Consider the following 18478-nt stretch of genomic DNA (forward strand, 5'->3'; position numbering starts at 1 on the left):
CCCTACTCCATTAAAGTCAAGACCGTTCGCCTTAACTCGCAGCTAAAGCAGGCGAGAATGCGGCGAACTTTGTTCAAGGAGCAGAATAAAAACTCAAGTGCAAACGTTAGACCTGTACATTCGTCCGTGTCACGCTCGTAGTAAAATGTGAATTCATTAAAAGCTATTAAATCTCGCACCGCTTTTTCAAGTACCGGTTCAGTTACTTCAATTGCCATATCATTCCTCTGCTATTTATTTGGTTATAACCTATTCAACAACGACAAGTTTAGCGACTTGGTATTTAATTGCAGAGAAAGTGCCATATGCTTTAAAGCCTGTACTTATTCATCGAGTTATGGTGTTAATTTAGAAGCTGGACCTCTTGTTTTTTATTATTGAGCCAGTCACACAATGATTTACATTGTTTTTTACTTTTAAATAATTTTTTTAAAGTCTCTAAGTGAACTGCACAATACGTATTATATTGTGCTCTATCTGCACCAAATTTTTGCGCTTGCTTGTCTGTTTTGCTTAAAAGGTATTTATTCGTGATAGGATTTTCATCGAATGCACTTTTGAGCAGTAGTTTCACCCATTCATTTTTTTTTCTATTTTTCAGGGATGTTTCTAAAGCGTCTAACTCAACATTTATATCGTCAAGTAATTCGATATCATCACAAATGATGGCGTTATAGATTAACAAAGGTAACTCATTATCAATAATTTTTAAGAGTTTCCTTTGCGTATATTCACCATCTACATACGGTAGCAAGGTGTTACCATTGAGGCTTAATACATTAACCGGCTGTTTGCTCGCTAATAAAAACGTATCTACTACACAAAGCAAAGTAAGCGTGCGCTTTTGAGCTTTGCTTTGTAGCCTATTCACAGCGTGAATTTTCAAATACTTTTTTATCACCTTGATTTTTCCTTTCCGGCAAGTTGATTAATTTGTTTATTTCTTAACATATCCTCTTCTTTTAGGACGTTGTTTCTCAGATCTTCTTTGAGCGTCTTTAGTGTCATTGCTGTTCTTGGTTTCATACCCTTGCTGCCCACGAAAAACACTAAACCTTCGTTAATGTATCTGTAATTGTAATCAACTATTTCACCGGCTCTATTCCAAAACAATGGTTCGTTATTAAGCAAAATTGGCGAACCATCATGAAATACAAACTGCGACCTATAATTGATGTACACTTTTTTTAATGACTCTTCGTATTTTGGGTAGACTTCAATATTGAATGCTGTAACAGGCTCACCGCTATACGTAACAACCTGCCAAAGCTTATCTTTATCATCAAATACCACCATCGGTAATGTTTTACGTGGATCAATGACATTTGCTTTTTCTTGGGTTAAGTAAAAGGCCATAATGATTGCGCTGAGTGCAGCCACCAAAATCGCTGTATCTCTTAGTGATAACTTGAGTTTCAATTAAGACCTCTCTTACATGTTCTTTGATTTATGCTGCAGAGTGTTCACACAAACTGCGTTTGACACAATAAGCGCATGCTTTAGCACTTGGTGTAAATGACACAAAGCCTTGAGCATATTGTTTTACACGCTCCGCTAACGTATCCCGCCACCAGCCTGTTAGTTCCTGCCATTCCTTCGGGGCTTGTGCCCTGTGCTTTCCAATAGGTTTAAACATTTCTAGTGATTCATCATCTGCCAACCCACTAATGTTTGATGAGTAAGGAACAACATTTAAATAACCCACTCCATTAGCGCCTTCACTTAGTGCCGCAAGTGGCAACTGAGACTTGTCAATTTTTCTACTCAAGGCACTTGTGCATGATTCTTCGCTACTTTTATAATCTAGCGCAAGTGTTTTGTTAATATTTGCAGAATTAACCACACTATCCAGCCTGTCTTTGCGAATTTTAATTTTAAAGTCACCGAGAATAACGAAGTCAGACTTTTCCATCGCTATGACATTGAATTTGTCTCTGGCTTTTTCAATCTCTATCCATTGAGTGAGGGTGGAGCTCATTTGCTTACGTTCTTGCTCAATCAACTCATCGCTTATGTCATCACGATCTAACCAAAAGAATGCACTGTCGACAGCACGTTCAATCATGCTTTGCACATCAACCGGCTCCATCAAATGCAATTGGTCACTATGTGTCGGTGATTTTTGGGCCTTAGCGAGCTCTATGATTTCACCCCACATTGCTTCCAGCGCATTGTGCATCATCTCCCCTCTTTCACCACCAAACAAACCCATTGTGAAGTTAGGTTTATGCTCTCCAACCTTTAATCTGTTATTTGTAATAGCTTGCATTGGGCAAAGGTTCATTAAATCCAAGACTGCAACACCGCCTGGTATCGTGTTGTTGTTAGTTGCTAATGGCCCTATTTCATTATTAACAGTGTGTGTGCTGAAGCGTTGAAAACTTGCTTCTTTATAACAAATTAAATCATGGTCAATAATTGAATCAGCATCTATGTCTGCAGTTGCTTCAGTCAGGATGAATGCAGCTTCTTTTGAACCATATTGATCTTCAGTGATGTAGCTGGTGTAAAGTTCATCGCAAGATGTACTGTATCGACTAAATAGCTGATTCGTAAATTCGTGCTCACGCTCACCGCTACTGTGAGGTGTTTTGCTCTCTATTTGTAAAGCATGAGGTAAACAGGCGTTAGGCTCGGCCTTAGCTGGGAAAACGTTGTTATTACAATCCAAAACCCAAACGTAATCAAAATCTAACCCTGCAGCTTCCAATGCGCCTAACACGTTAATAGGTGAACCTTTTGTTTGTGGCGTAACAAGTGTATTTGCTGTGTATTGATTGATTAAACGCAAAGCTAGTTCTTTTGTGATGGTCCCCGTATGCGTATCAAGAGCAGCCAGCATATCGAGAGCATCAACCCATTTTTTTGCACCTAGCAGCTCTAATTCGTTTAACTCTACATTTTTAGCCCAGCCAATTACCGATAGCATGTCATTGAATGCCATAGCCCATTTACTTGGTACCATGGAGTTTGTGTTTAATGCCTCACTCAAGTTCGCAAAATCGTTTAGTGACTTTGAAAGGAATGGAGGGCAAGAGGATTTCATTGCGAGCGATTTAAGCGCTGTTTTTATACCACGGTTATCTCGCATTTTTTTTGCAAAGCGCCGCCTTTCCATTTTCTCTTTATTAGCAAAGGCAAATGGATCATTTATAATGTTAATGACCTCTTCAGACATCACTACATTTTCTAGCGACAAATAATATAGCGCTCGATTGAATAATGGGATTTGATTTAAAGGTTCACCAAGCGATACATCATAAGGCGCTGTATAGCTGCCGCTTTCCGGTAAAACCCACTGTGGTTCAAACACGTCATTCAAACTTTTGATGATGTCTTTCTTCTGCGATTTTAAGTCGGGAGACACGATAGCGATAGATTTGCCTTTTTCATTTTCTATGACTTTAGACGCCCACTTTGCGGCCACTTTAAATTGGTCTTCACTGCAGAGTGTTTCTACACGGTACCATTTTGCTTTTGACCTGAGAGGTTTTAACTCACTTAAATTAGCGTGATTGGTTATTGCATCAAACAGGTCCTGGTAAAGAGGCGGGATTTCATCAAATGCGAAGGTATAAACATTTTTTGGGAGTGACAACTCACCATTTTTAATAGCGGAGATAACTAGTTCTATTGCCATAGCTTCCGTTACATAGCCGTTAGACAGTAATTCTTTCTGCACCTGCTTTCGCCATTTTTTGAAGTGGTTGCTTAGTGCTGAATCTGGTGTGTAATTTACCAATTTCCAACGCGCTGCAATTTTATCTGCAGCCATCGCTTCACGTAACCATTCTGATGGGTTAATTAGGTTGTCACTTTGCCCTTGGCTGTACATGGCTCTTACCCAATAACTTGCTAATGCCGACTCGGTTACAAGGGCGAGCTTTGAAAACGGGGCTACATTATTGATACGCAGTGTATTAAAAGTATCTGCTATCCATTGCTTTAGCGGCAAAATGGTAGGTGTAAGGCAAGCAGATTTACACGTTTCATTGAGAATGAAATTAACAGTATAGCTTGTTAAATTAGCTGCAATTCGGTTGTTGGGTGTAATTGTTAATGAATTTTCACTTGCTAATTTTACAAGGGTGCTTGTATTTATATTCTGAATTTTGCTCATCGTAGTATGGTCTCTTAAATCTCATACTTAGAAGATAAACACTGTGTAATTTAATTCAAAAAAAGAGCACCCTATTGATTATATTGTAGTTTTCTAGTTACTGTATGAGGGAGCAATAACCTGTTATAAAAGTACCAGTTAACGCCATGCATACCGCTATTCTACTATAGTTTTCACCCTCTTTCTTCACAGTCATAACAACAGATATGCCGATAAGGATTACCCCTACACTATTCCAAGCCTTAACGTTATCTAGCCCCAAAACAAGCAATAGAATTAGCGAATACACCATCGCGACGATGGGCAATGCAATGTTTAGTGCCTGAGTTATAAATTTGTCTTTTTTTTCGTCCATCATTTAGTCTTATTCAAAAGGAACTTATTTGTCTATTTCTTGTAGCTGCTTTATTAGCTCTGGTAATTTCATCATTCTTTATCTTTCATAATTGAATCTTATTAACTTCAAATTGAGTGTACGTATAGCCAGTTAAATTAACCGCTTTGGCAGCTTCCCTAGCATCTGTTTTTTTCATAAATAAGGGAAAGCCAGATTTCAGTAAAGTTTCAACACTACGTTCATGATCAATAACAGTTTTTGTAAAACCGCCTACACCAATTGATTTTCCAATATAGTTAACGTTAATCAATATACTTCTATATGCTGGCAACTAACGGCACAACTTTATCCGTGACAGAAAAGAGATTTAAATCTGCATCTTCACAGCGCCAATCGTCAACCGCTAAAATGAAATCATTGCCCCCGTCTACATTAACAAACTCGAACCGCTCCTGATTGTGTGAAGGCTTATTAAATTCGCCATAACTAAGATTATCTTCAACGACGAATTTTTTTACAGAGTTAGTCCTAACTGACGTACATGTAACCTCACCATTCAATTTAAAAAAGTCATGAATCAGATTCAGGTAATAATCCTTTTCATAGATCTTACCTCCTGAAACGCCTACCAAGCTTCCAAACTCGCTGTTATACAAGCCAATAAACGATGTATATTCAGACGCAACGATTTTTTCATCTTCAATCATTGAGTGTGCCATTTGTCTTAATGGCCGCTCTTTCGGATTTTCAGCCAATACTTTGAAAACATTGGCGTAGGTAACACCACCACTGTCCACAACATTATTCATATACCAAGGTACAACTTTGTCGGCACTGTAAAACACGGCTAAACCGCAAGCAAATAACAACAAATATCTTTTCATCTTGATTACACTTGCATAGGCTACGCATTAAATTTTTAAGTAACCGTAGCCAAACTTAAAACTCATACATAACACCTAACTAATAAATTTTGAATCATTTCTTTTTAATCGCAGCAATAATATCCTTCGATTTAAATTTAACGACAAGCGATATAAGTACGAAGACAACTACTGCAACAACAGGATGCCCACTCAACCATATTTTGATAGTCACCGACCACAAAATCACTAAATAGAAGACGACAAGAAACAAACCAAATAAAGGGTTGGAAGCTAATATTTCACTCCAATAACTTTTTTTTATTTTCAAAAAAACTCTCCATGCAAGTAAATGGTTGGAAAAATACTGCATCCTCTTTCTACGCTTTTCCAGAAGGATACTCTATAAAAAGTAATAGTAAAAATGAAACACCGCTTACTAGTAATGAGTCCCAAAATTGGGAGTTGAAATTGTTACGAGTGTTAATCTAACTAATTTTTTAGTTATGCACGATCACAGTGTCTTGTCTTAAATACCCGCTTGAGAAAACAAACTTATTATCGCCTTGATCAATAAGTGAGTCTTTATTAAATTGCAGGAAGGTGTCTTGTCTCACCCTCATAAAATATGAACCAGTCCAGCTTTGCTCAAGATAGCCTTCGTATTCGCAAAATCCACTCTCTGTAGACTGAGACTTACAATCTTGAATAATTACCGTTGCGCCATTAAAATTACGAGGAATACCCGCACCTAATGCAAGAAAACCAAACACGCAGACAACACAAAAACACAGCTTCATAAACCCATTCATAATTTTTCCAACACTAAAATTAACACGTTAAAATTTTAGTGACGTTGCCCGAATCAAGCTCAAGATATGCCAGTGTGAAGTTATAGTGATCTTCATCAGCATTCACTTTAGTCAAAAACTTTTCTAACTGGCCTTTGAATTGTTCAACACTTTTAAATTGGTGTGCCTGTGATTTATCAGTTGTAAAGTTGCTACCGTACTTTTTACGACCATCTATTTTCTCATTTTTCAGAAAATGAATTTCATCATGATCAGGCTTAAACACATATCCTGCTAAAAACATATAATCACTCCTCTTGTTGCTCTAATTCGCTAAGTGCATATTCCGCAACCGAATGGCAATCACCACATGATAAAACGATCATCGGTTCTCCATTAGGCTTTTTACCAGCCTCGATAAATGTGTTATCAGCTTGGCAATAATCACACACAAGTCTTAGCTGTGTGACTATGTAGTTTGGTAAGTTTTGCGCCATAAGTTCACCTATCAACGTTAGTTATTGGTTTGACGTGCCGTAAGCGCCACTGTAAAAATCTAAAATTTTGAACTCATTAAAAAGCTTTTGCCCGCTTAATGTGTAATGCTCAAAAATTCGTTCAGCGTTTGTTGTTTCAATTGTCACAAAGCCTATTTTGTTACCTGCATTAATAACGGGATATTTGACTAAAATACCAGGTGCGTTACCTTCCATTGTTTCGTTAACGTGCTTTAAAAGTGCATCGTCAATTTCATCAAGCGATTCATGCCCGAATACACTCAATACAATTTCACCGTTTAATTCTTTAACATCTGCCATGATGAACTCCCGTTCTTTTTCCAATGCTGGTTAATTAGTTAATTCTTCGACATACGCATCGCGCAATGAAATTTCATCTGCACTCATTTCGTCTATCATCGAATGAATTTTGACAATATATTCTGAAAACACATCATCAGAGGGACGGACTTTTTCAAGCTGCTCCCGAATATTGCCGAGCGCGGCCAGATTAATGTTGCAACGCTCTAAATCTACTATCTGCTTTTTAGTTGCAGCCATCGATCTTCCCTCGTATTCCAACTATTTAAAATGTGCAGTAATTTTGTCACGTACCCGCTCAATTTCACGAATCGTAAATTCACTTGGCAAACCAATAATCGTTACTAAACCATCCCGTAATGCAGCCATAGTATTACCATATTGGCCTTCTGACTGATGAATTAATTCCCCTTCATCGTCTAGGTATCGCCACTCACAAACTTTGAGATCTGCACCATCATCAATTTCAATCGCTTCAACTTTACCTAGATGCATAGGTATCGAGTGAATTACACGTAATTCGGGTTCAAAAGCATTAATGTCATTAGCGGAATCAACATCAAAATAATGAGCATCATTTCTATGAAGAACCTGATCACCCAATACTTCTAAATATTGTTCATTCAAAAAAATGGTGCGTTTAGGCGAAGCAGCTAAACGCAAAAAGTATCTAGTGCCAGATTTGTATTCCCTGCTACTAACAACTACAACTACACGGCCTAAGAACGTCTGCTTTTTATCAATGCTATGCTGATGGTGCAGTTGTTTTACCAACACCCTTTGTCCTGCTTGATACATAGTCATAGAACTTATTCCAAATGCTTGTATTTCGGTTCTTTGAATAGACTTTTAGAGCCGAATTTAAGGTAAATGACTACTTGTAACCATCCCGCGAAACAGGCCATAGGTAATATTGAAAAAAACTGGGCTACATCATCAGAAAATGGGTAATAAAAATAAGTTGCTACCAAAAAAAACCAAGGTACAAAACTGCAAAAAGTCTTAATCCAAAAGTTCATATTCTGATCCCCGTTATTACAATACACTATTCACTAAATGGGGGTTGCTTAATTCTTGCAAGCTTATGCGGATATTTATCAGCCGCCGCTTTAGAGATTAAAGCCCCTTCATACTCACCAAGAGTTACACCTATTGCATTTGCAAATGCTTGCCTAGATATTATGGCCGTCTGCCAATCATCAGCTAAAACACCATCATGATAATGATGAATAGGGAAACCCTCATTGATATCTTCACCATCAATCGCAATAGCCCTAATGTGCTTATCTTCTGTTTGGACTACAGCCGTTGCCGCAGCCCAAAACGTGAAATTGGGATCATTAATTAAAATATCTATTAATTTCGCCATTACTTTTTGTATTCCAATAGGGGCGCTAAGCGCCCGTAATTATTTATATTCTTCGTATGCTCTTTTTAATAAAGAAAACACACCATCCCAACCAACAACAGCAGCCAATTTATCATTGCAGTCACCGCACAGGCCTTCCATATAACCGCAATCGTCAAAATCTACTTCACCGTTTTCGTCAGTGCAGCATTGAAAGTGATAAGCTTCATCACCCATTAAAACGACAGCGTTAAAAAAACCATCGTGTGAGCCATAATCGCCATAGTCATAGTTGAAGGTTATTTCCGCATCGACTTCAACAATAACGCTGTCTACATCAAGACCCCATACGCAAAGTGCCTCATTTATTGCATCAGCATAAGAGCCTTTATGTGCCAAATTTAAAGCTTCTTCCTCGTTGAAAGCTGCCATGAAAAAGTCGTTATTATCAGGTTGCTTAAAAATGCTTAAAGTGTTCATTTCAAATTCCTTATTAGCCTTTAGTTTGATTAACTAAGCTGCCTGTGCGGCAGTAAACCCTTAACTTGAAACCAAGTATACACGCCTAGACGTGTATAGCAAGCGTTAATTGTCGATAAAATACACTTTTTTTATTTCTTGGTTTGCTTCGCTATATCGCTTAACACCGTTGTTGACGGTATTAGGTTTTGTACCAAGCTTTGTTGCCGCTTCTGCTTGGCTTAAACCATCAACAAGTACCAGCTTGGCAGATTGAACCGCAAGGCTATTCATATCGCCTCGCATTAGCTTAACAAGCGTTTCTAATTGCTCTAATGTCATTTAATGTCCTGTGACTTTAATGCGTGAATACACACCATTGATAGCGTCTGATAGCTGCAACAAGTTACCGTTATATTTATCTGTTACAACTTGCCGTGAGCTATACCCAAATAAATCAGCGACCACACCATGATCAACATTTTTTGCTAAGTGAATGATTAGTGAGTCCTCAAATGTTTTCGCTGTAGCCCAATCAAGACCAGCTTTTTTGAGCAGCGTATTAACCTTGGTTCGCAGGTTCGTAGGCTGAATGTTAATGCCCGTTTTTACGGCTCGCTCGCTCATAGCAAAGCCGCTTAATCTGTCATTAAGTAAAGCTGGGGCGTATTTGCTAAACCCTCTAAAAGTATTCAGGTTGTGCCTGTATTCTGGCGGCAGGTCTTGCCGTTCGTACCAATCAAGATATTGTTCAAGCGCCTGACAAAACACTTCTGGCACTTCGATTACTCGATCTTTTTTATTGCGACTAAAAGCCGATGGTAAAACCCACTTTCTGTAGACCTCGCCCTTATCGCTAATTAGCTGGTGCAAGCGCAGCAAATTGTGCTCAGTGAGCGACAAAGGAACATATGCGAGTTGGCTTACTAGGTATCTATCTTTAAGCTCATATTTACCCACACAGGCTTTATTAAAGAGTGAATCGATGTCGTTTTCAGTGAATATCTGCCTTAACATCTTTTAGTTGCATAGCCTTAATATTTGACAATGCAATATAGATTACACTATCACAGTGCAATAACAAGGCAATTCATGCAATACGGCATGGGTGTTGGAATATTGGCAGGGCGGGGAAACAAAAAAGGCCGCTGTGCGACCTTGGTTTTACTTCAAGCTGAATACTGAGATTGTTTGACCGAATGTGTGATCATGCTGCAGGCGCTCAAACTGGTTTATTTGCTTGATGTGCTTAGCGCGTAGCACTGGCGGCTGCTTCAAACCAGTATCTAACATTTGCACCGTGGACGCATTGCAAAAGAACCGTGTTTGCTCGGTTACTTCATACGTGCGAGCGCCTATTTTTAGAGAGAGCAAAACAGACATTAATCAACAATTCCTTTTCTTCTAAATATTTCTTGGACCTTGGCATCTTCAATTTGCTGCTCTGTTAAGCCGTTGAACCATTTATAAATATATGACTCTTTGTTGACTGGTATATCTGCTTCTAAGCCAACCTCTCCACCCTCAGCAAAGAAGTGCGCTAACACGCTTTGATGTAAACGCCACATAAGCTTGGTACAGTGCGGATAATCAACGACAAAAGCATCAAATGTGTGATAACACTTTAAAACTCCCACATCGCCTTGCTCATGCGTTTCTAGCAGTGTCTCATCTATTAGTTGGTTTCTTTGTGACAGTAGGCCATACATTTCATAATCAATATCTTTTGGCACTTGGCTACGACCAGATTCCCAATACTGCCAAGTGCGATTAGCCACCTTACCAACGAACTCAGCCGCTTCGCTCACATCAAGGTACAGCAACTTACGCAACGCCTGTAACTCAAAATTATTTAGTTTTTGCCAGCTCATAAATGCCCCGCCTAAAAAGCGGTCGCAGCCGCTTTGTTATAAATAAAATTAAAAGTAAATACCGATGTACTTTGAAAAATCTAAGCCTGCTTTTACTGCAAGTTCACTATAAGTTGCACAGCTTTCGTTATTGTATAATGTAACACCGTTTCCGTAGCTATCTTGAAAAACAATATCGCCACAATCTTTCACTAACGCATCTGCATTAATGATTACGTATTCATCTGCATACCATTCAACAGTATCTAGTGCTGTATCAAAGTCTGCTAAAACCTTGATAGATTCTTCGATGCGAACGATACAGCTGCCATCAGAAAAAATAGAAACTTCACCTTCACTTAATTCGTGATTATGAACAACGGCAGTTTCAACAAGCTCTAAATATTTATCAACATCATCTAAAACTGTCTTAGAAAATAGTAGAGCCGGGTTTGAGTTTAGGAATTGCTGTGCTTGATTTGATGTAGTCATTTTAAATCTCTCTTTAGAGTGGCTTCGCACCATTGCGTAAGCTCTGAGCTTATCGTGTTCGCATTTGCGAACAAATGCAAGTTATTTTTTAAACTTTTTTCACTTTTTTATTCAGTAGGATTTTTGCCCAGTGCTACACAGAGGAAAAAGCCAATGCTGGAATAGTGGGAATCAAAGCCTTCAATGTTACACCTGCAACACTACAAGCAATGAAATCTATTTAATTTTCACTCATGTTTCACAAAATGATGTGGGGGTCTTTTTCTGCAGTGGATTTTCATATGTGCTAGTTTGTATGTCCGGTCATATTTTATGGTTAATTATGGAACAGATTTTAAATCAAGATGAGTACAATTTGTGTACATTGGATACGTGCTTATTGGTCGAAACGAATGCTCAATTCGTGAGTAACGAAGAACCTTTCTTTATGAATGGAGGCGAGTTGCTTAATGTCGGTGACAAATTCACACGCATAGATAAAAAAGGAAGTGCAGGCAATCCACCTCTTCATCTGGCCGATGGTTGGTATCAGCAGTACAACGGTTGCATTGACGTTCTCGGTTACAACTCGCTTCAACCTAAAGATACCATTACACGATTGCTTTTATTTAGCGCATATCAGATTGGCACAGGGGCGTGTGCGTTACAAAAAAGAGAGAGTAAATTTACTTTTCAATCAATTTGCTATATTAAAATTCGCAACTCTTTGTTTTACTACAACTCTTGTAATAGCAGCAGAGTTATAGCGTGTAACTCAATTGAGAGGTACCTTGGAAAGTGTTAGTTAATAAATCTAAATCTCAGCAACAACCAATTTCAGACATGTCCAACACTGTAAAGTTTATTGAAAATAAATCACTCAATAAAATCATCTGGTTCGTGTTTGATAGTGAGTGCGAGGCAGATGGCTATTGTCAGGTTGGCTTAAAATTAAAGGTCTGTGTGAAGGGAGTTATGAAAGATGTGCATTACGTAGATATCGTCCAAGATTTAAGTTACATGATTGAAATACTGACAGAGGCACTTCGCATCAGTGAGAAAAACAATCCGCATGATAATGCAACTTATCAGCGCGGAATTGATGCATTATCAAATTGGGAGTTCAACAATAAAGCGCGATTTGACACCCCACAGCTTCTCACGCCACTTGGCTTCAATGCGTTAAAAAATTAAGGAAGGCTACCATGGATTTATCTTTGAGATTGGAACTAGACTGCTTATACAGCAACATTGAATCAAGCATTGCATTACTTACCTCATCTCTAATGAAAGACAGTGTGGTTGATAAGTATTGTGTGTACAAAGTGGAAAAAAAGCGTGGAGCAAGAGTGGTAGAGCAAATTACATCAATGCGAACTGCAGCTGATGTGTTTTCCGATTTTGAATGTATATCCCCTGATAACAGTAAAGAAACATCTATTTATCCTGGCTACTTTGCGTTAAAACAGGATGGACCTATCGATGAGATCAGCTCTATTGTTTCCTTGATAAATGAGAATAAACGTTCACTTAAGTCATTTTTGGATAAGCACAACAAGCCAAAAGAAGTGCACTTGAGTTCAGGCCCACAAGTAAAGCTTAATCCTTTAATGTTTGAGGCCCACCCAATGAAAAATCCTAGCCAGATTTTTAGGGAAATAAGAATGTTTAATAGTCATGCGCGAATGCTACATATGAAATGGACTAGAAAGCAGCGCTATGACAAGCACTCAATTGATTCAGCTCTTCGCATAATTGCATATAACTTTGATAAGCCACCGGTGCTAAAGTACAGCACTAGCCAGTGGCAAACGAAATTAATAGAACTTAAAGCGCACCTAGAATGCTTACCTGTAAACACTGAGATCAAGCGCATCAAGCCATCACCATCCATCCCGCAGGTTGGAGTTAAATTTGACGGCTCAGCATCATGGAATAAATTTCATGGCTCGTTGCCATTAATGTTCATAACAGACGGCTCTTTAAATGTAACAGCTGGCCTAACAGATTTACTTGATGGAATGGTTATCGATAATGAAAAATTACTTGATCTTGGCTGGGTTCCTTTGTGTGAGGAGCTAGGTTTTTATTTAAGAAGCTCTCATTGATTTAATTTAGAGCATTTATAGTTGTCGCTCGTACAAAACGACTGTGAGTTACTTATTATGATGGCTTCATAAATATTATGTATCTTTGTTACATAATTACTTGGAGTGCTATCAATGAAAAAATTAGATTTATATACTGGCCTTGGTGGTTTTGTTGTTGCGGGTGATCGAGTCGGGATAAGTACAATTTTTACTTCTGAAATAGATACCTTCAACTGCAAGTTAATTGAGCAAAAACTTGAGCTTGAAAACGCTGGCGATGTTAAGAATGTCTGCGTATCAGAGCAGAGCCATCCATACAGCGACCTGATAGAGCGTGAGGACTTTGTGCCATGCGAGAAATATGGATTTAGTTCGCTATGTATTGAAGATTTTTACGAGGGTGTTATTGAATTCCCTGATATCATTACGGGTGGTTTTCCCTGTCAAAATGTTTCACAAGCTAACTTAGCTGGCTCTAACGCTGGTATTGAAGGTGAATCATCTTCGTTAGTTGAAGAGCAGTTAAGAATAATTTCAGCCCTTGAGCCTAAATACTGTGTGTTTGAGAATGCGAAAAATCTTGTAAACAGAGGTTTAGATAGGATTTTAGCGCAACTAGAAAGTTTAGGTTACGAAGCGCAATGGGGAACTGTGTCTGCTACTGCTTTTGGCTACCCACATTATAGACACCGTACTTTTCTTGTAGCTTACTTACCATCTACTAACGTAGGGAAGCTAGGAATTGATATATTTAATTCAATGAAGCGATACACTGTTAAATATGGTGAGTTCAAACTCCCCCTCCCTCACGAAGATGAAATATGGATAAAGGACTTCGCAACCGTTAAGGTGCCACGTTCAATTAAATACAGAACGAAGCGAATCAACTCACTCGGTAATGCGATTATCCCAGATATTGCAGAAGCTATATTTAACGTCCTGCTTGATGCTGAAAATGAAGCTATATCAAAGTTAAAACTGATAACTCTCGATGATGCTTATAAAAAGTCAGAAATTTCAAACATTAACAACAGTAACAGTAAAAACAAATACGGCTATATAAAAATGGCGGATGCAGGTTGTTTGAGAGGTCGTTATCTTTATGAGTCTGAATGTAGAGACACTTTGCTAAATCCAACAAACAATGAGTTTAAGGGGTTGTATTCAACTTTAATTGCGAAAGATGGTAATAATAATTTTACGTGCAAAAGCCGTTTAACAAGACCTGGCAAACTTGGTGGTTTAGTGGGTTCTATTATGTCTCTTGGTGTAAATGAGGGTGGTCTCGATCCTAATTTCTGCGAGTGGATGATGGGCTATGACTTAGATTATACACTTCTAGCTTTGTCGTGAGCTCCAATCATACCCATATTTCAAATATGTTTTATGGCCAGAGGTTGACCTGAAAAAGTATTTTGACTCAGTGATTTTATTCTAAAACACTTTTAACCAATGTCATCTGATCCCCTTCTGGCTCTGGGTTCTGCTTATTAATGAAGTTTAGCAATTTTGTTTTACTAATATCGAGTGAGTAGGCATCTTGAGATTTCGTATTTCTATAAACAGGCGCCATTTCAATGGGCGAATGCGCCTTCACAGCATAACTAAAAAACTCCAAAGATTCTGAGCGTGAAAACTCTCCGTTTTGCATACTTTTAATTGCTAAATCCAACAAATGAGCGTCATCATACCGTTCAAGCTGCAACAGTATTGATTCATAGTTATGCCCAGTCACCTCTATATAATCATCTGAAACTTCCCCATATAAAACAATTGATGCGGTAAGGAATAAACTACTTAATGCTATTGTTTTTAGCGATGTATTATTTGCTGTCACTTTAAAATTAGTCCAATTTCCAAACAGGTGTAAATTTAGGAGATGTATGGACTCCTCCCCCAAATGGGGTGAGTACGGTATAAAGAGATTGGACAATTACTTTTACCAATAAGGAATCCATACATGTCTAAATTTAACCTAATTAGCATCGACTTGGCAAAAAATGTTTTTCAAGTCGGTAAGTTTTTTCATCAAAAACTTCAAAGTAATAAAGCGGTGGGCAGAAAAGAGCTACTGACCATACTCACTACGTCACCTCGCTGTAAAGTTGTTATGGAATCATGTGGTGGTGCTCATTATTGGGCACGCAAAGCACGTAGTGTTGGTCATGAAGTCGTGATTCTAGATCCTCGATTTGTCAAAGCATTTAGAGTTGGCCAGAAAACAGATGCAAATGATGTCATTGCAATAGCTGCCGCTTCTTTCTCACCTAATGTCCGCCCGTGTAAATCACTGACGCAAGCACAGCAAAGCTTACAGTCAATAGAGCGCATGCGCGCCTTAGCTGAAAAGCAGAAGCGACAGCTGGCTAATCAAATCAGAGGCCTGTTACTTGAATTTGGGGTTGTAATCAAGCAATCAGAATGCGCGTTTAGGCAAGCTATCCCTGAGATTCTAGAGGATAGCGATAATGGGTTAACCGCAGGTTTAAGGGAGTGTCTAGCTCAGTGTTATGAATTATTTAAAGCGCAATCAACATTAAAAGAAACATTAAATGAGTTACTGACAGGTTTAGTAAAACAAGATGAGCAATGTGAACGCTTACTGGCACTTGAGGGTGTCGGGCCTATCACAGCGGTTGGTTTATTAATAAGCTTAAGTGACACAACCCATTTTACGAGCGGACGCAATGCGGCAGCCAATGTTGGTGTCACCCCTCGCCAACACTCAAGTGGTGGAAAAGTGCGAATAGGTCATATAGCCAAATACCGTGGAGAGATAACATTACGCAGTCACTTGTTTCTCGGAGCCAGAGCGGTTATCAGTCAGTTAAAGCATCGAGAGCCAAAAACGAAAAAAGAACAATGGCTCAAAGCATTAGTTGAAAGACGCGGCGTGAAGTGCGCCGCCATTGCATTAGCAAATAAAACGGTTCGGACGGCGTATGCCATGCTGAAAAAGGGCACGAGTTATGAACCCAGTTTATTAGCCAATTAATATTTAGCCTTCAATAACAGAAACAACAGTATTGACCAAGAACCTGCGTTAAGCGGTTAGACCCACCCTTGATAGCCTGTAAAGTGCCTGGCGTGTTAAAACACCGAGTAGGAGAAGAGGCACAGGGGCGCGAATACATCAAAGGGCCGAGGTAGCTCCTCATTATGAGCCCGCATATAAGCACGCAGTCTGACAAAATTAACGAAGGGTATTGTGCAATAGGAGGAGTCCATATAAGCACTTTTAGCATCTTTCTTTGAAATTGTTAGCATTGTTCCATCGTCAAATCGATATTTAACACCAACCGACTCAGACATTTTCTTTATTGGCCGATCTCTTGCTGTTACATGCCAAGCGTGAACTACTCGCGCCTAAAGGCGTCGAGCTTCCAAGATAATAGCCTAAGCTACTAACCTTTCTTTTTTGACGCTTCGTTGGACACCGCTAGTCGAGCTTTTGACTCGGCTAGTCTTACGATTGCCTCCACGTCCACTATCTGCCTGAGTTATTAGAACTCCATCGTCAGACAACACCGTTCCAGTGTCTAATATTAGGTTAATTGCCCGTTTCTTTATGACCTTTGATGCGTTGTTATCTGCATTGTCAGTATTGCCACAGTTACCGCACACAAATAGCTCTTGTGATTTACGGTTGTCGGGGTGAGTGTGATCGCATTTAGCGCACTCCTGACTGGTATACGGGGCGGGTATTTTGAAGACGGCTTTTCCTGCTTGGTAGGCCTTGTATTTGGTGTAAGTCTCTATGATGTGCCAGCCAACGTTTAAAATAGACTTGTTTAGCCCTGCCTTTTGCTTGGCTTTGTTTGACACATACCGACCTTGTTCATCCTGCTTCGCCTTTGGCTTGCGTGTCATACTTGAGGTTCGTAAAGCCTCGAACACTATGACCTTAGCCTTGCTTTCGATTAACGAACGACTTGCTTTATGTGCAAAATCGTTTCGAATATTCGCCTTTTTAGCATGGTGCGTAGCAATGCGATGTTTGGTTTTGTTTCTTCGGCTAGAGCCTTTTTTCTGGCGTGATAACTTACGTTGAAGTCGCTTGATGTAGCGGTCAGCTTTGGTCATGTTCGATTTCTGATTTTCGCAGAAATCGAACGTTATCGAGCCTGCGTGAACAGGAATTGCCACGCCACGATCTACACCAATAGTATGTTCTTCCAGATATTTTTTGGTTGAACCCTGCAAGAATTCCAAATGTTCAGCATTGCTAGGAAGTTCTTCTTCGCTATTGCCGTCTTCATAACAGAAAGACACATAATATTGACCACGCTCTTTGCGCACATATAGCGAGTTTGGGATCTCGAACTTGCCATGCGCTTTAAAGGATAAGTAACCAATATTATTAGTCTTCGTGCCGATAAATAGTCGTAAATTCCCATCTTCGCAACGTTCGAAGCGGAACACCTCGCGAGTAAGGTAGATGCTACCTCGGTCAGTTTTAGGTTTGCGCTTAGGTCGCCCACACACGCCTTTCATGAATTTTTGGTAAGTCTGATACCAGTTAACCGCACTGTTTCTGATAATCTGACTAGGGCATCGAGATAGCCAAGGGGTTAACTCCTTCGACTTGAATTGTGATGTTTTCTGGTCAATTGGGGCATAAGTGCCCGTTGGGTAGTATTTACGTGCAAAGGTGCGGTAATACTTTTCTTCGTCAACTTTCGCATTCCAAATACTGCGTGCGCAACCCATCCACTGGCTTAAAACCAGTTTTTGATGTGATGTTGGGTTAGCACGTAGCTTAATGCCAGTTAGCATGGTCTTTCAGTAGGTTGTCAATTGCGGTAACTATTATTACACTTAGCGTTAAATTGTCAATCTAGTCTATGAATGAAATGTACGAATGGAGAACAGGCAGAAGCTGCCTATTTAAAAACAATGCGCATCTAGTATTTGTTACAAAATACCGAAGAGGCGTTTTCACTAAAGAGATGTTAGATAGAACCAAAGAGATAATGGAGGAAACCTGTAAGCAAATGGATTGCGAGCTTTTAGAGTTTGGTGGTGAACATGACCACGTTCACTTAATGGTGTCTGTTCACCCCAAAGTTGCTGTATCGAATTTGGTTGGCAAATTAAAAGGGAAGTCGTCATATATGCTAAGGCGTGAGTATTGGAATCGGATTAAGACGATGCTTTGGGGAAATCACTTTTGGTCGCCTAGTTATTGTGTCGTGTCATGCGGCGGCGCGAATTTGGATGTAATTAAGCAGTACATTGAAAACCAAAACACACCGCCAAGTGAAAGAGCCATAAAAACTTCACGCGCTTTAAGTCAGAAAAAAGACTAGTTTCCTCTTGCTTGACTCGCCC

Annotated in this window: 27 protein-coding genes; 6 read left to right on the top strand and 21 right to left on the bottom strand. The window is 39.3% G+C overall.

Annotated features, from left to right (window positions below; all coding sequences use genetic code 11):
• Nucleotides 1-2 precede the first annotated feature (2 nt).
• The 19 genes from HUS62_RS16860 to HUS62_RS16955 all read right to left on the bottom strand — a co-directional run bounded on the left by HUS62_RS16860 (nucleotide 3) and on the right by HUS62_RS16955 (nucleotide 11078).
• Nucleotides 3-218 (bottom strand): hypothetical protein, encoded by a 216-nt coding sequence (locus HUS62_RS16860; protein WP_175080498.1) that lies wholly within the window; start codon nucleotides 216-218, stop codon nucleotides 3-5.
• A gap of 125 nt (nucleotides 219-343) precedes the next feature.
• Nucleotides 344-901: a hypothetical protein gene (locus tag HUS62_RS16865; RefSeq protein ID WP_175080499.1), complete on the bottom strand. Its 558-nt coding sequence runs from the start codon at nucleotides 899-901 to the stop codon at nucleotides 344-346.
• Complete coding sequence (locus HUS62_RS16870; protein WP_175080500.1) at nucleotides 898-1419, bottom strand: hypothetical protein; 522 nt, start codon at nucleotides 1417-1419, stop codon at nucleotides 898-900. Before HUS62_RS16870 ends, HUS62_RS16865 begins: the two co-directional genes overlap by 4 nt.
• A gap of 28 nt (nucleotides 1420-1447) precedes the next feature.
• Nucleotides 1448-4120 carry a PD-(D/E)XK nuclease family protein gene (locus HUS62_RS16875; RefSeq protein ID WP_175080501.1) on the bottom strand — a complete coding sequence of 891 codons (2673 nt, stop codon included), beginning with the start codon at nucleotides 4118-4120 and terminating at the stop codon, nucleotides 1448-1450.
• Between the two features lie 440 nt (nucleotides 4121-4560).
• Entirely contained in the window at nucleotides 4561-4767 is a 207-nt protein-coding gene (locus tag HUS62_RS16880; RefSeq protein WP_175080502.1) for a hypothetical protein, read from the bottom strand.
• Nucleotides 4768-4774: 7 nt separating this feature from the next.
• On the bottom strand, nucleotides 4775-5341 hold the full coding sequence (locus HUS62_RS16885; protein WP_175080503.1) for a hypothetical protein: 567 nt from the start codon (nucleotides 5339-5341) through the stop codon (nucleotides 4775-4777).
• A 479-nt stretch (nucleotides 5342-5820) separates the two neighbouring features.
• The gene (locus HUS62_RS16890; protein WP_175080504.1) at nucleotides 5821-6132 is read right to left on the bottom strand and encodes a hypothetical protein; all 312 of its coding nucleotides are present in this window, start codon (nucleotides 6130-6132) and stop codon (nucleotides 5821-5823) included.
• Between the two features lie 19 nt (nucleotides 6133-6151).
• Nucleotides 6152-6415: a hypothetical protein gene (locus tag HUS62_RS16895; RefSeq protein WP_175080505.1), complete on the bottom strand. Its 264-nt coding sequence runs from the start codon at nucleotides 6413-6415 to the stop codon at nucleotides 6152-6154.
• Between the two features lie 4 nt (nucleotides 6416-6419).
• Nucleotides 6420-6608 carry a hypothetical protein gene (locus tag HUS62_RS16900; RefSeq protein ID WP_175080506.1) on the bottom strand — a complete coding sequence of 63 codons (189 nt, stop codon included), beginning with the start codon at nucleotides 6606-6608 and terminating at the stop codon, nucleotides 6420-6422.
• Between the two features lie 21 nt (nucleotides 6609-6629).
• Nucleotides 6630-6929, bottom strand: a complete 300-nt coding sequence (locus HUS62_RS16905; RefSeq protein WP_175080507.1) for a hypothetical protein — start codon at nucleotides 6927-6929, stop codon at nucleotides 6630-6632.
• 30 nt (nucleotides 6930-6959) lie between these two features.
• Complete coding sequence (locus HUS62_RS16910) at nucleotides 6960-7169, bottom strand: hypothetical protein (protein ID WP_175080508.1); 210 nt, start codon at nucleotides 7167-7169, stop codon at nucleotides 6960-6962.
• 21 nt (nucleotides 7170-7190) lie between these two features.
• Nucleotides 7191-7733, bottom strand: a complete 543-nt coding sequence (locus HUS62_RS16915; protein WP_175080509.1) for a hypothetical protein — start codon at nucleotides 7731-7733, stop codon at nucleotides 7191-7193.
• Nucleotides 7734-7974: 241 nt separating this feature from the next.
• The gene (locus HUS62_RS16920; RefSeq protein WP_175080510.1) at nucleotides 7975-8298 is read right to left on the bottom strand and encodes a hypothetical protein; all 324 of its coding nucleotides are present in this window, start codon (nucleotides 8296-8298) and stop codon (nucleotides 7975-7977) included.
• 39 nt (nucleotides 8299-8337) lie between these two features.
• Nucleotides 8338-8757: a hypothetical protein gene (locus HUS62_RS16925; RefSeq protein ID WP_175080511.1), complete on the bottom strand. Its 420-nt coding sequence runs from the start codon at nucleotides 8755-8757 to the stop codon at nucleotides 8338-8340.
• 105 nt (nucleotides 8758-8862) lie between these two features.
• Complete coding sequence (locus HUS62_RS16930) at nucleotides 8863-9078, bottom strand: hypothetical protein (protein WP_175080512.1); 216 nt, start codon at nucleotides 9076-9078, stop codon at nucleotides 8863-8865.
• Nucleotides 9079-9753 (bottom strand): hypothetical protein, encoded by a 675-nt coding sequence (locus tag HUS62_RS23185; RefSeq protein ID WP_258536804.1) that lies wholly within the window; start codon nucleotides 9751-9753, stop codon nucleotides 9079-9081. It abuts the gene before it with no gap.
• Between the two features lie 147 nt (nucleotides 9754-9900).
• Nucleotides 9901-10119, bottom strand: a complete 219-nt coding sequence (locus tag HUS62_RS16945; RefSeq protein WP_175080514.1) for a hypothetical protein — start codon at nucleotides 10117-10119, stop codon at nucleotides 9901-9903.
• Nucleotides 10119-10607 (bottom strand): DUF1870 family protein, encoded by a 489-nt coding sequence (locus tag HUS62_RS16950; protein WP_175080515.1) that lies wholly within the window; start codon nucleotides 10605-10607, stop codon nucleotides 10119-10121. Before HUS62_RS16950 ends, HUS62_RS16945 begins: the two co-directional genes overlap by 1 nt.
• Nucleotides 10608-10655: 48 nt before the next feature.
• Nucleotides 10656-11078 (bottom strand): hypothetical protein, encoded by a 423-nt coding sequence (locus tag HUS62_RS16955; protein WP_175080516.1) that lies wholly within the window; start codon nucleotides 11076-11078, stop codon nucleotides 10656-10658.
• 322 nt (nucleotides 11079-11400) lie between these two features.
• On the opposite strand from HUS62_RS16955, the gene HUS62_RS16960 reads away from it, so the two are divergent.
• From HUS62_RS16960 to HUS62_RS16975, 4 genes are all read left to right on the top strand, one after another.
• Nucleotides 11401-11862 carry a hypothetical protein gene (locus tag HUS62_RS16960; RefSeq protein WP_175080517.1) on the top strand — a complete coding sequence of 154 codons (462 nt, stop codon included), beginning with the start codon at nucleotides 11401-11403 and terminating at the stop codon, nucleotides 11860-11862.
• Entirely contained in the window at nucleotides 11856-12251 is a 396-nt protein-coding gene (locus HUS62_RS16965; protein WP_175080518.1) for a hypothetical protein, read from the top strand. The genes HUS62_RS16960 and HUS62_RS16965 overlap by 7 nt, the downstream gene beginning before the upstream one ends.
• Before the next feature lie 11 nt (nucleotides 12252-12262).
• Complete coding sequence (locus HUS62_RS16970; RefSeq protein ID WP_175080519.1) at nucleotides 12263-13165, top strand: DNA replication terminus site-binding protein; 903 nt, start codon at nucleotides 12263-12265, stop codon at nucleotides 13163-13165.
• Nucleotides 13166-13279: 114 nt separating this feature from the next.
• Nucleotides 13280-14500 (top strand): DNA cytosine methyltransferase, encoded by a 1221-nt coding sequence (locus HUS62_RS16975; RefSeq protein ID WP_175080520.1) that lies wholly within the window; start codon nucleotides 13280-13282, stop codon nucleotides 14498-14500.
• Between the two features lie 76 nt (nucleotides 14501-14576).
• On the opposite strand, the gene HUS62_RS16980 is transcribed toward HUS62_RS16975, so the two are convergent.
• Nucleotides 14577-14984: a hypothetical protein gene (locus tag HUS62_RS16980; protein ID WP_175080521.1), complete on the bottom strand. Its 408-nt coding sequence runs from the start codon at nucleotides 14982-14984 to the stop codon at nucleotides 14577-14579.
• A gap of 123 nt (nucleotides 14985-15107) precedes the next feature.
• On the opposite strand from HUS62_RS16980, the gene HUS62_RS16985 reads away from it, so the two are divergent.
• On the top strand, nucleotides 15108-16142 hold the full coding sequence (locus tag HUS62_RS16985) for an IS110 family transposase (protein WP_175080522.1): 1035 nt from the start codon (nucleotides 15108-15110) through the stop codon (nucleotides 16140-16142).
• A gap of 401 nt (nucleotides 16143-16543) precedes the next feature.
• Here the strand turns inward: HUS62_RS16985 and HUS62_RS16990 are convergent, their stop codons facing one another.
• Nucleotides 16544-17923 (bottom strand): RNA-guided endonuclease TnpB family protein, encoded by a 1380-nt coding sequence (locus HUS62_RS16990; protein WP_175080523.1) that lies wholly within the window; start codon nucleotides 17921-17923, stop codon nucleotides 16544-16546.
• 77 nt (nucleotides 17924-18000) lie between these two features.
• Between HUS62_RS16990 and tnpA the strand changes: the two genes are divergently transcribed.
• Nucleotides 18001-18456 (top strand): IS200/IS605 family transposase, encoded by a 456-nt coding sequence (gene tnpA / locus HUS62_RS16995; RefSeq protein WP_258536805.1) that lies wholly within the window; start codon nucleotides 18001-18003, stop codon nucleotides 18454-18456.
• The last annotated feature ends 22 nt before the right edge of the window (nucleotides 18457-18478 follow it).

It is taken from the genome of Pseudoalteromonas sp. 0303 (assembly GCF_013349995.1).
Classification (GTDB): domain Bacteria; phylum Pseudomonadota; class Gammaproteobacteria; order Enterobacterales; family Alteromonadaceae; genus Pseudoalteromonas.

Coding starts and splice junctions, on each gene's coding strand:
- HUS62_RS16885 (WP_175080503.1), bottom strand. CDS start 5,341: ATGAAAAGATATTTGTTGTTATTTGCTTGCGGTTTAGCCGTGTTTTAC.
- HUS62_RS16925 (WP_175080511.1), bottom strand. CDS start 8,757: ATGAACACTTTAAGCATTTTTAAGCAACCTGATAATAACGACTTTTTC.
- HUS62_RS16920 (WP_175080510.1), bottom strand. CDS start 8,298: ATGGCGAAATTAATAGATATTTTAATTAATGATCCCAATTTCACGTTT.
- HUS62_RS16915 (WP_175080509.1), bottom strand. CDS start 7,733: ATGACTATGTATCAAGCAGGACAAAGGGTGTTGGTAAAACAACTGCAC.
- tnpA (WP_258536805.1), top strand. CDS start 18,001: ATGTACGAATGGAGAACAGGCAGAAGCTGCCTATTTAAAAACAATGCG.
- HUS62_RS16860 (WP_175080498.1), bottom strand. CDS start 218: ATGGCAATTGAAGTAACTGAACCGGTACTTGAAAAAGCGGTGCGAGAT.
- HUS62_RS16945 (WP_175080514.1), bottom strand. CDS start 10,119: ATGTCTGTTTTGCTCTCTCTAAAAATAGGCGCTCGCACGTATGAAGTA.
- HUS62_RS16975 (WP_175080520.1), top strand. CDS start 13,280: ATGAAAAAATTAGATTTATATACTGGCCTTGGTGGTTTTGTTGTTGCG.
- HUS62_RS16990 (WP_175080523.1), bottom strand. CDS start 17,923: ATGCTAACTGGCATTAAGCTACGTGCTAACCCAACATCACATCAAAAA.
- HUS62_RS16955 (WP_175080516.1), bottom strand. CDS start 11,078: ATGACTACATCAAATCAAGCACAGCAATTCCTAAACTCAAACCCGGCT.
- HUS62_RS16905 (WP_175080507.1), bottom strand. CDS start 6,929: ATGGCAGATGTTAAAGAATTAAACGGTGAAATTGTATTGAGTGTATTC.
- HUS62_RS16910 (WP_175080508.1), bottom strand. CDS start 7,169: ATGGCTGCAACTAAAAAGCAGATAGTAGATTTAGAGCGTTGCAACATT.
- HUS62_RS16895 (WP_175080505.1), bottom strand. CDS start 6,415: ATGTTTTTAGCAGGATATGTGTTTAAGCCTGATCATGATGAAATTCAT.
- HUS62_RS16985 (WP_175080522.1), top strand. CDS start 15,108: ATGTCTAAATTTAACCTAATTAGCATCGACTTGGCAAAAAATGTTTTT.
- HUS62_RS23185 (WP_258536804.1), bottom strand. CDS start 9,753: ATGTTAAGGCAGATATTCACTGAAAACGACATCGATTCACTCTTTAAT.
- HUS62_RS16970 (WP_175080519.1), top strand. CDS start 12,263: ATGGATTTATCTTTGAGATTGGAACTAGACTGCTTATACAGCAACATT.
- HUS62_RS16900 (WP_175080506.1), bottom strand. CDS start 6,608: ATGGCGCAAAACTTACCAAACTACATAGTCACACAGCTAAGACTTGTG.
- HUS62_RS16960 (WP_175080517.1), top strand. CDS start 11,401: ATGGAACAGATTTTAAATCAAGATGAGTACAATTTGTGTACATTGGAT.
- HUS62_RS16875 (WP_175080501.1), bottom strand. CDS start 4,120: ATGAGCAAAATTCAGAATATAAATACAAGCACCCTTGTAAAATTAGCA.
- HUS62_RS16930 (WP_175080512.1), bottom strand. CDS start 9,078: ATGACATTAGAGCAATTAGAAACGCTTGTTAAGCTAATGCGAGGCGAT.
- HUS62_RS16950 (WP_175080515.1), bottom strand. CDS start 10,607: ATGAGCTGGCAAAAACTAAATAATTTTGAGTTACAGGCGTTGCGTAAG.
- HUS62_RS16890 (WP_175080504.1), bottom strand. CDS start 6,132: ATGAATGGGTTTATGAAGCTGTGTTTTTGTGTTGTCTGCGTGTTTGGT.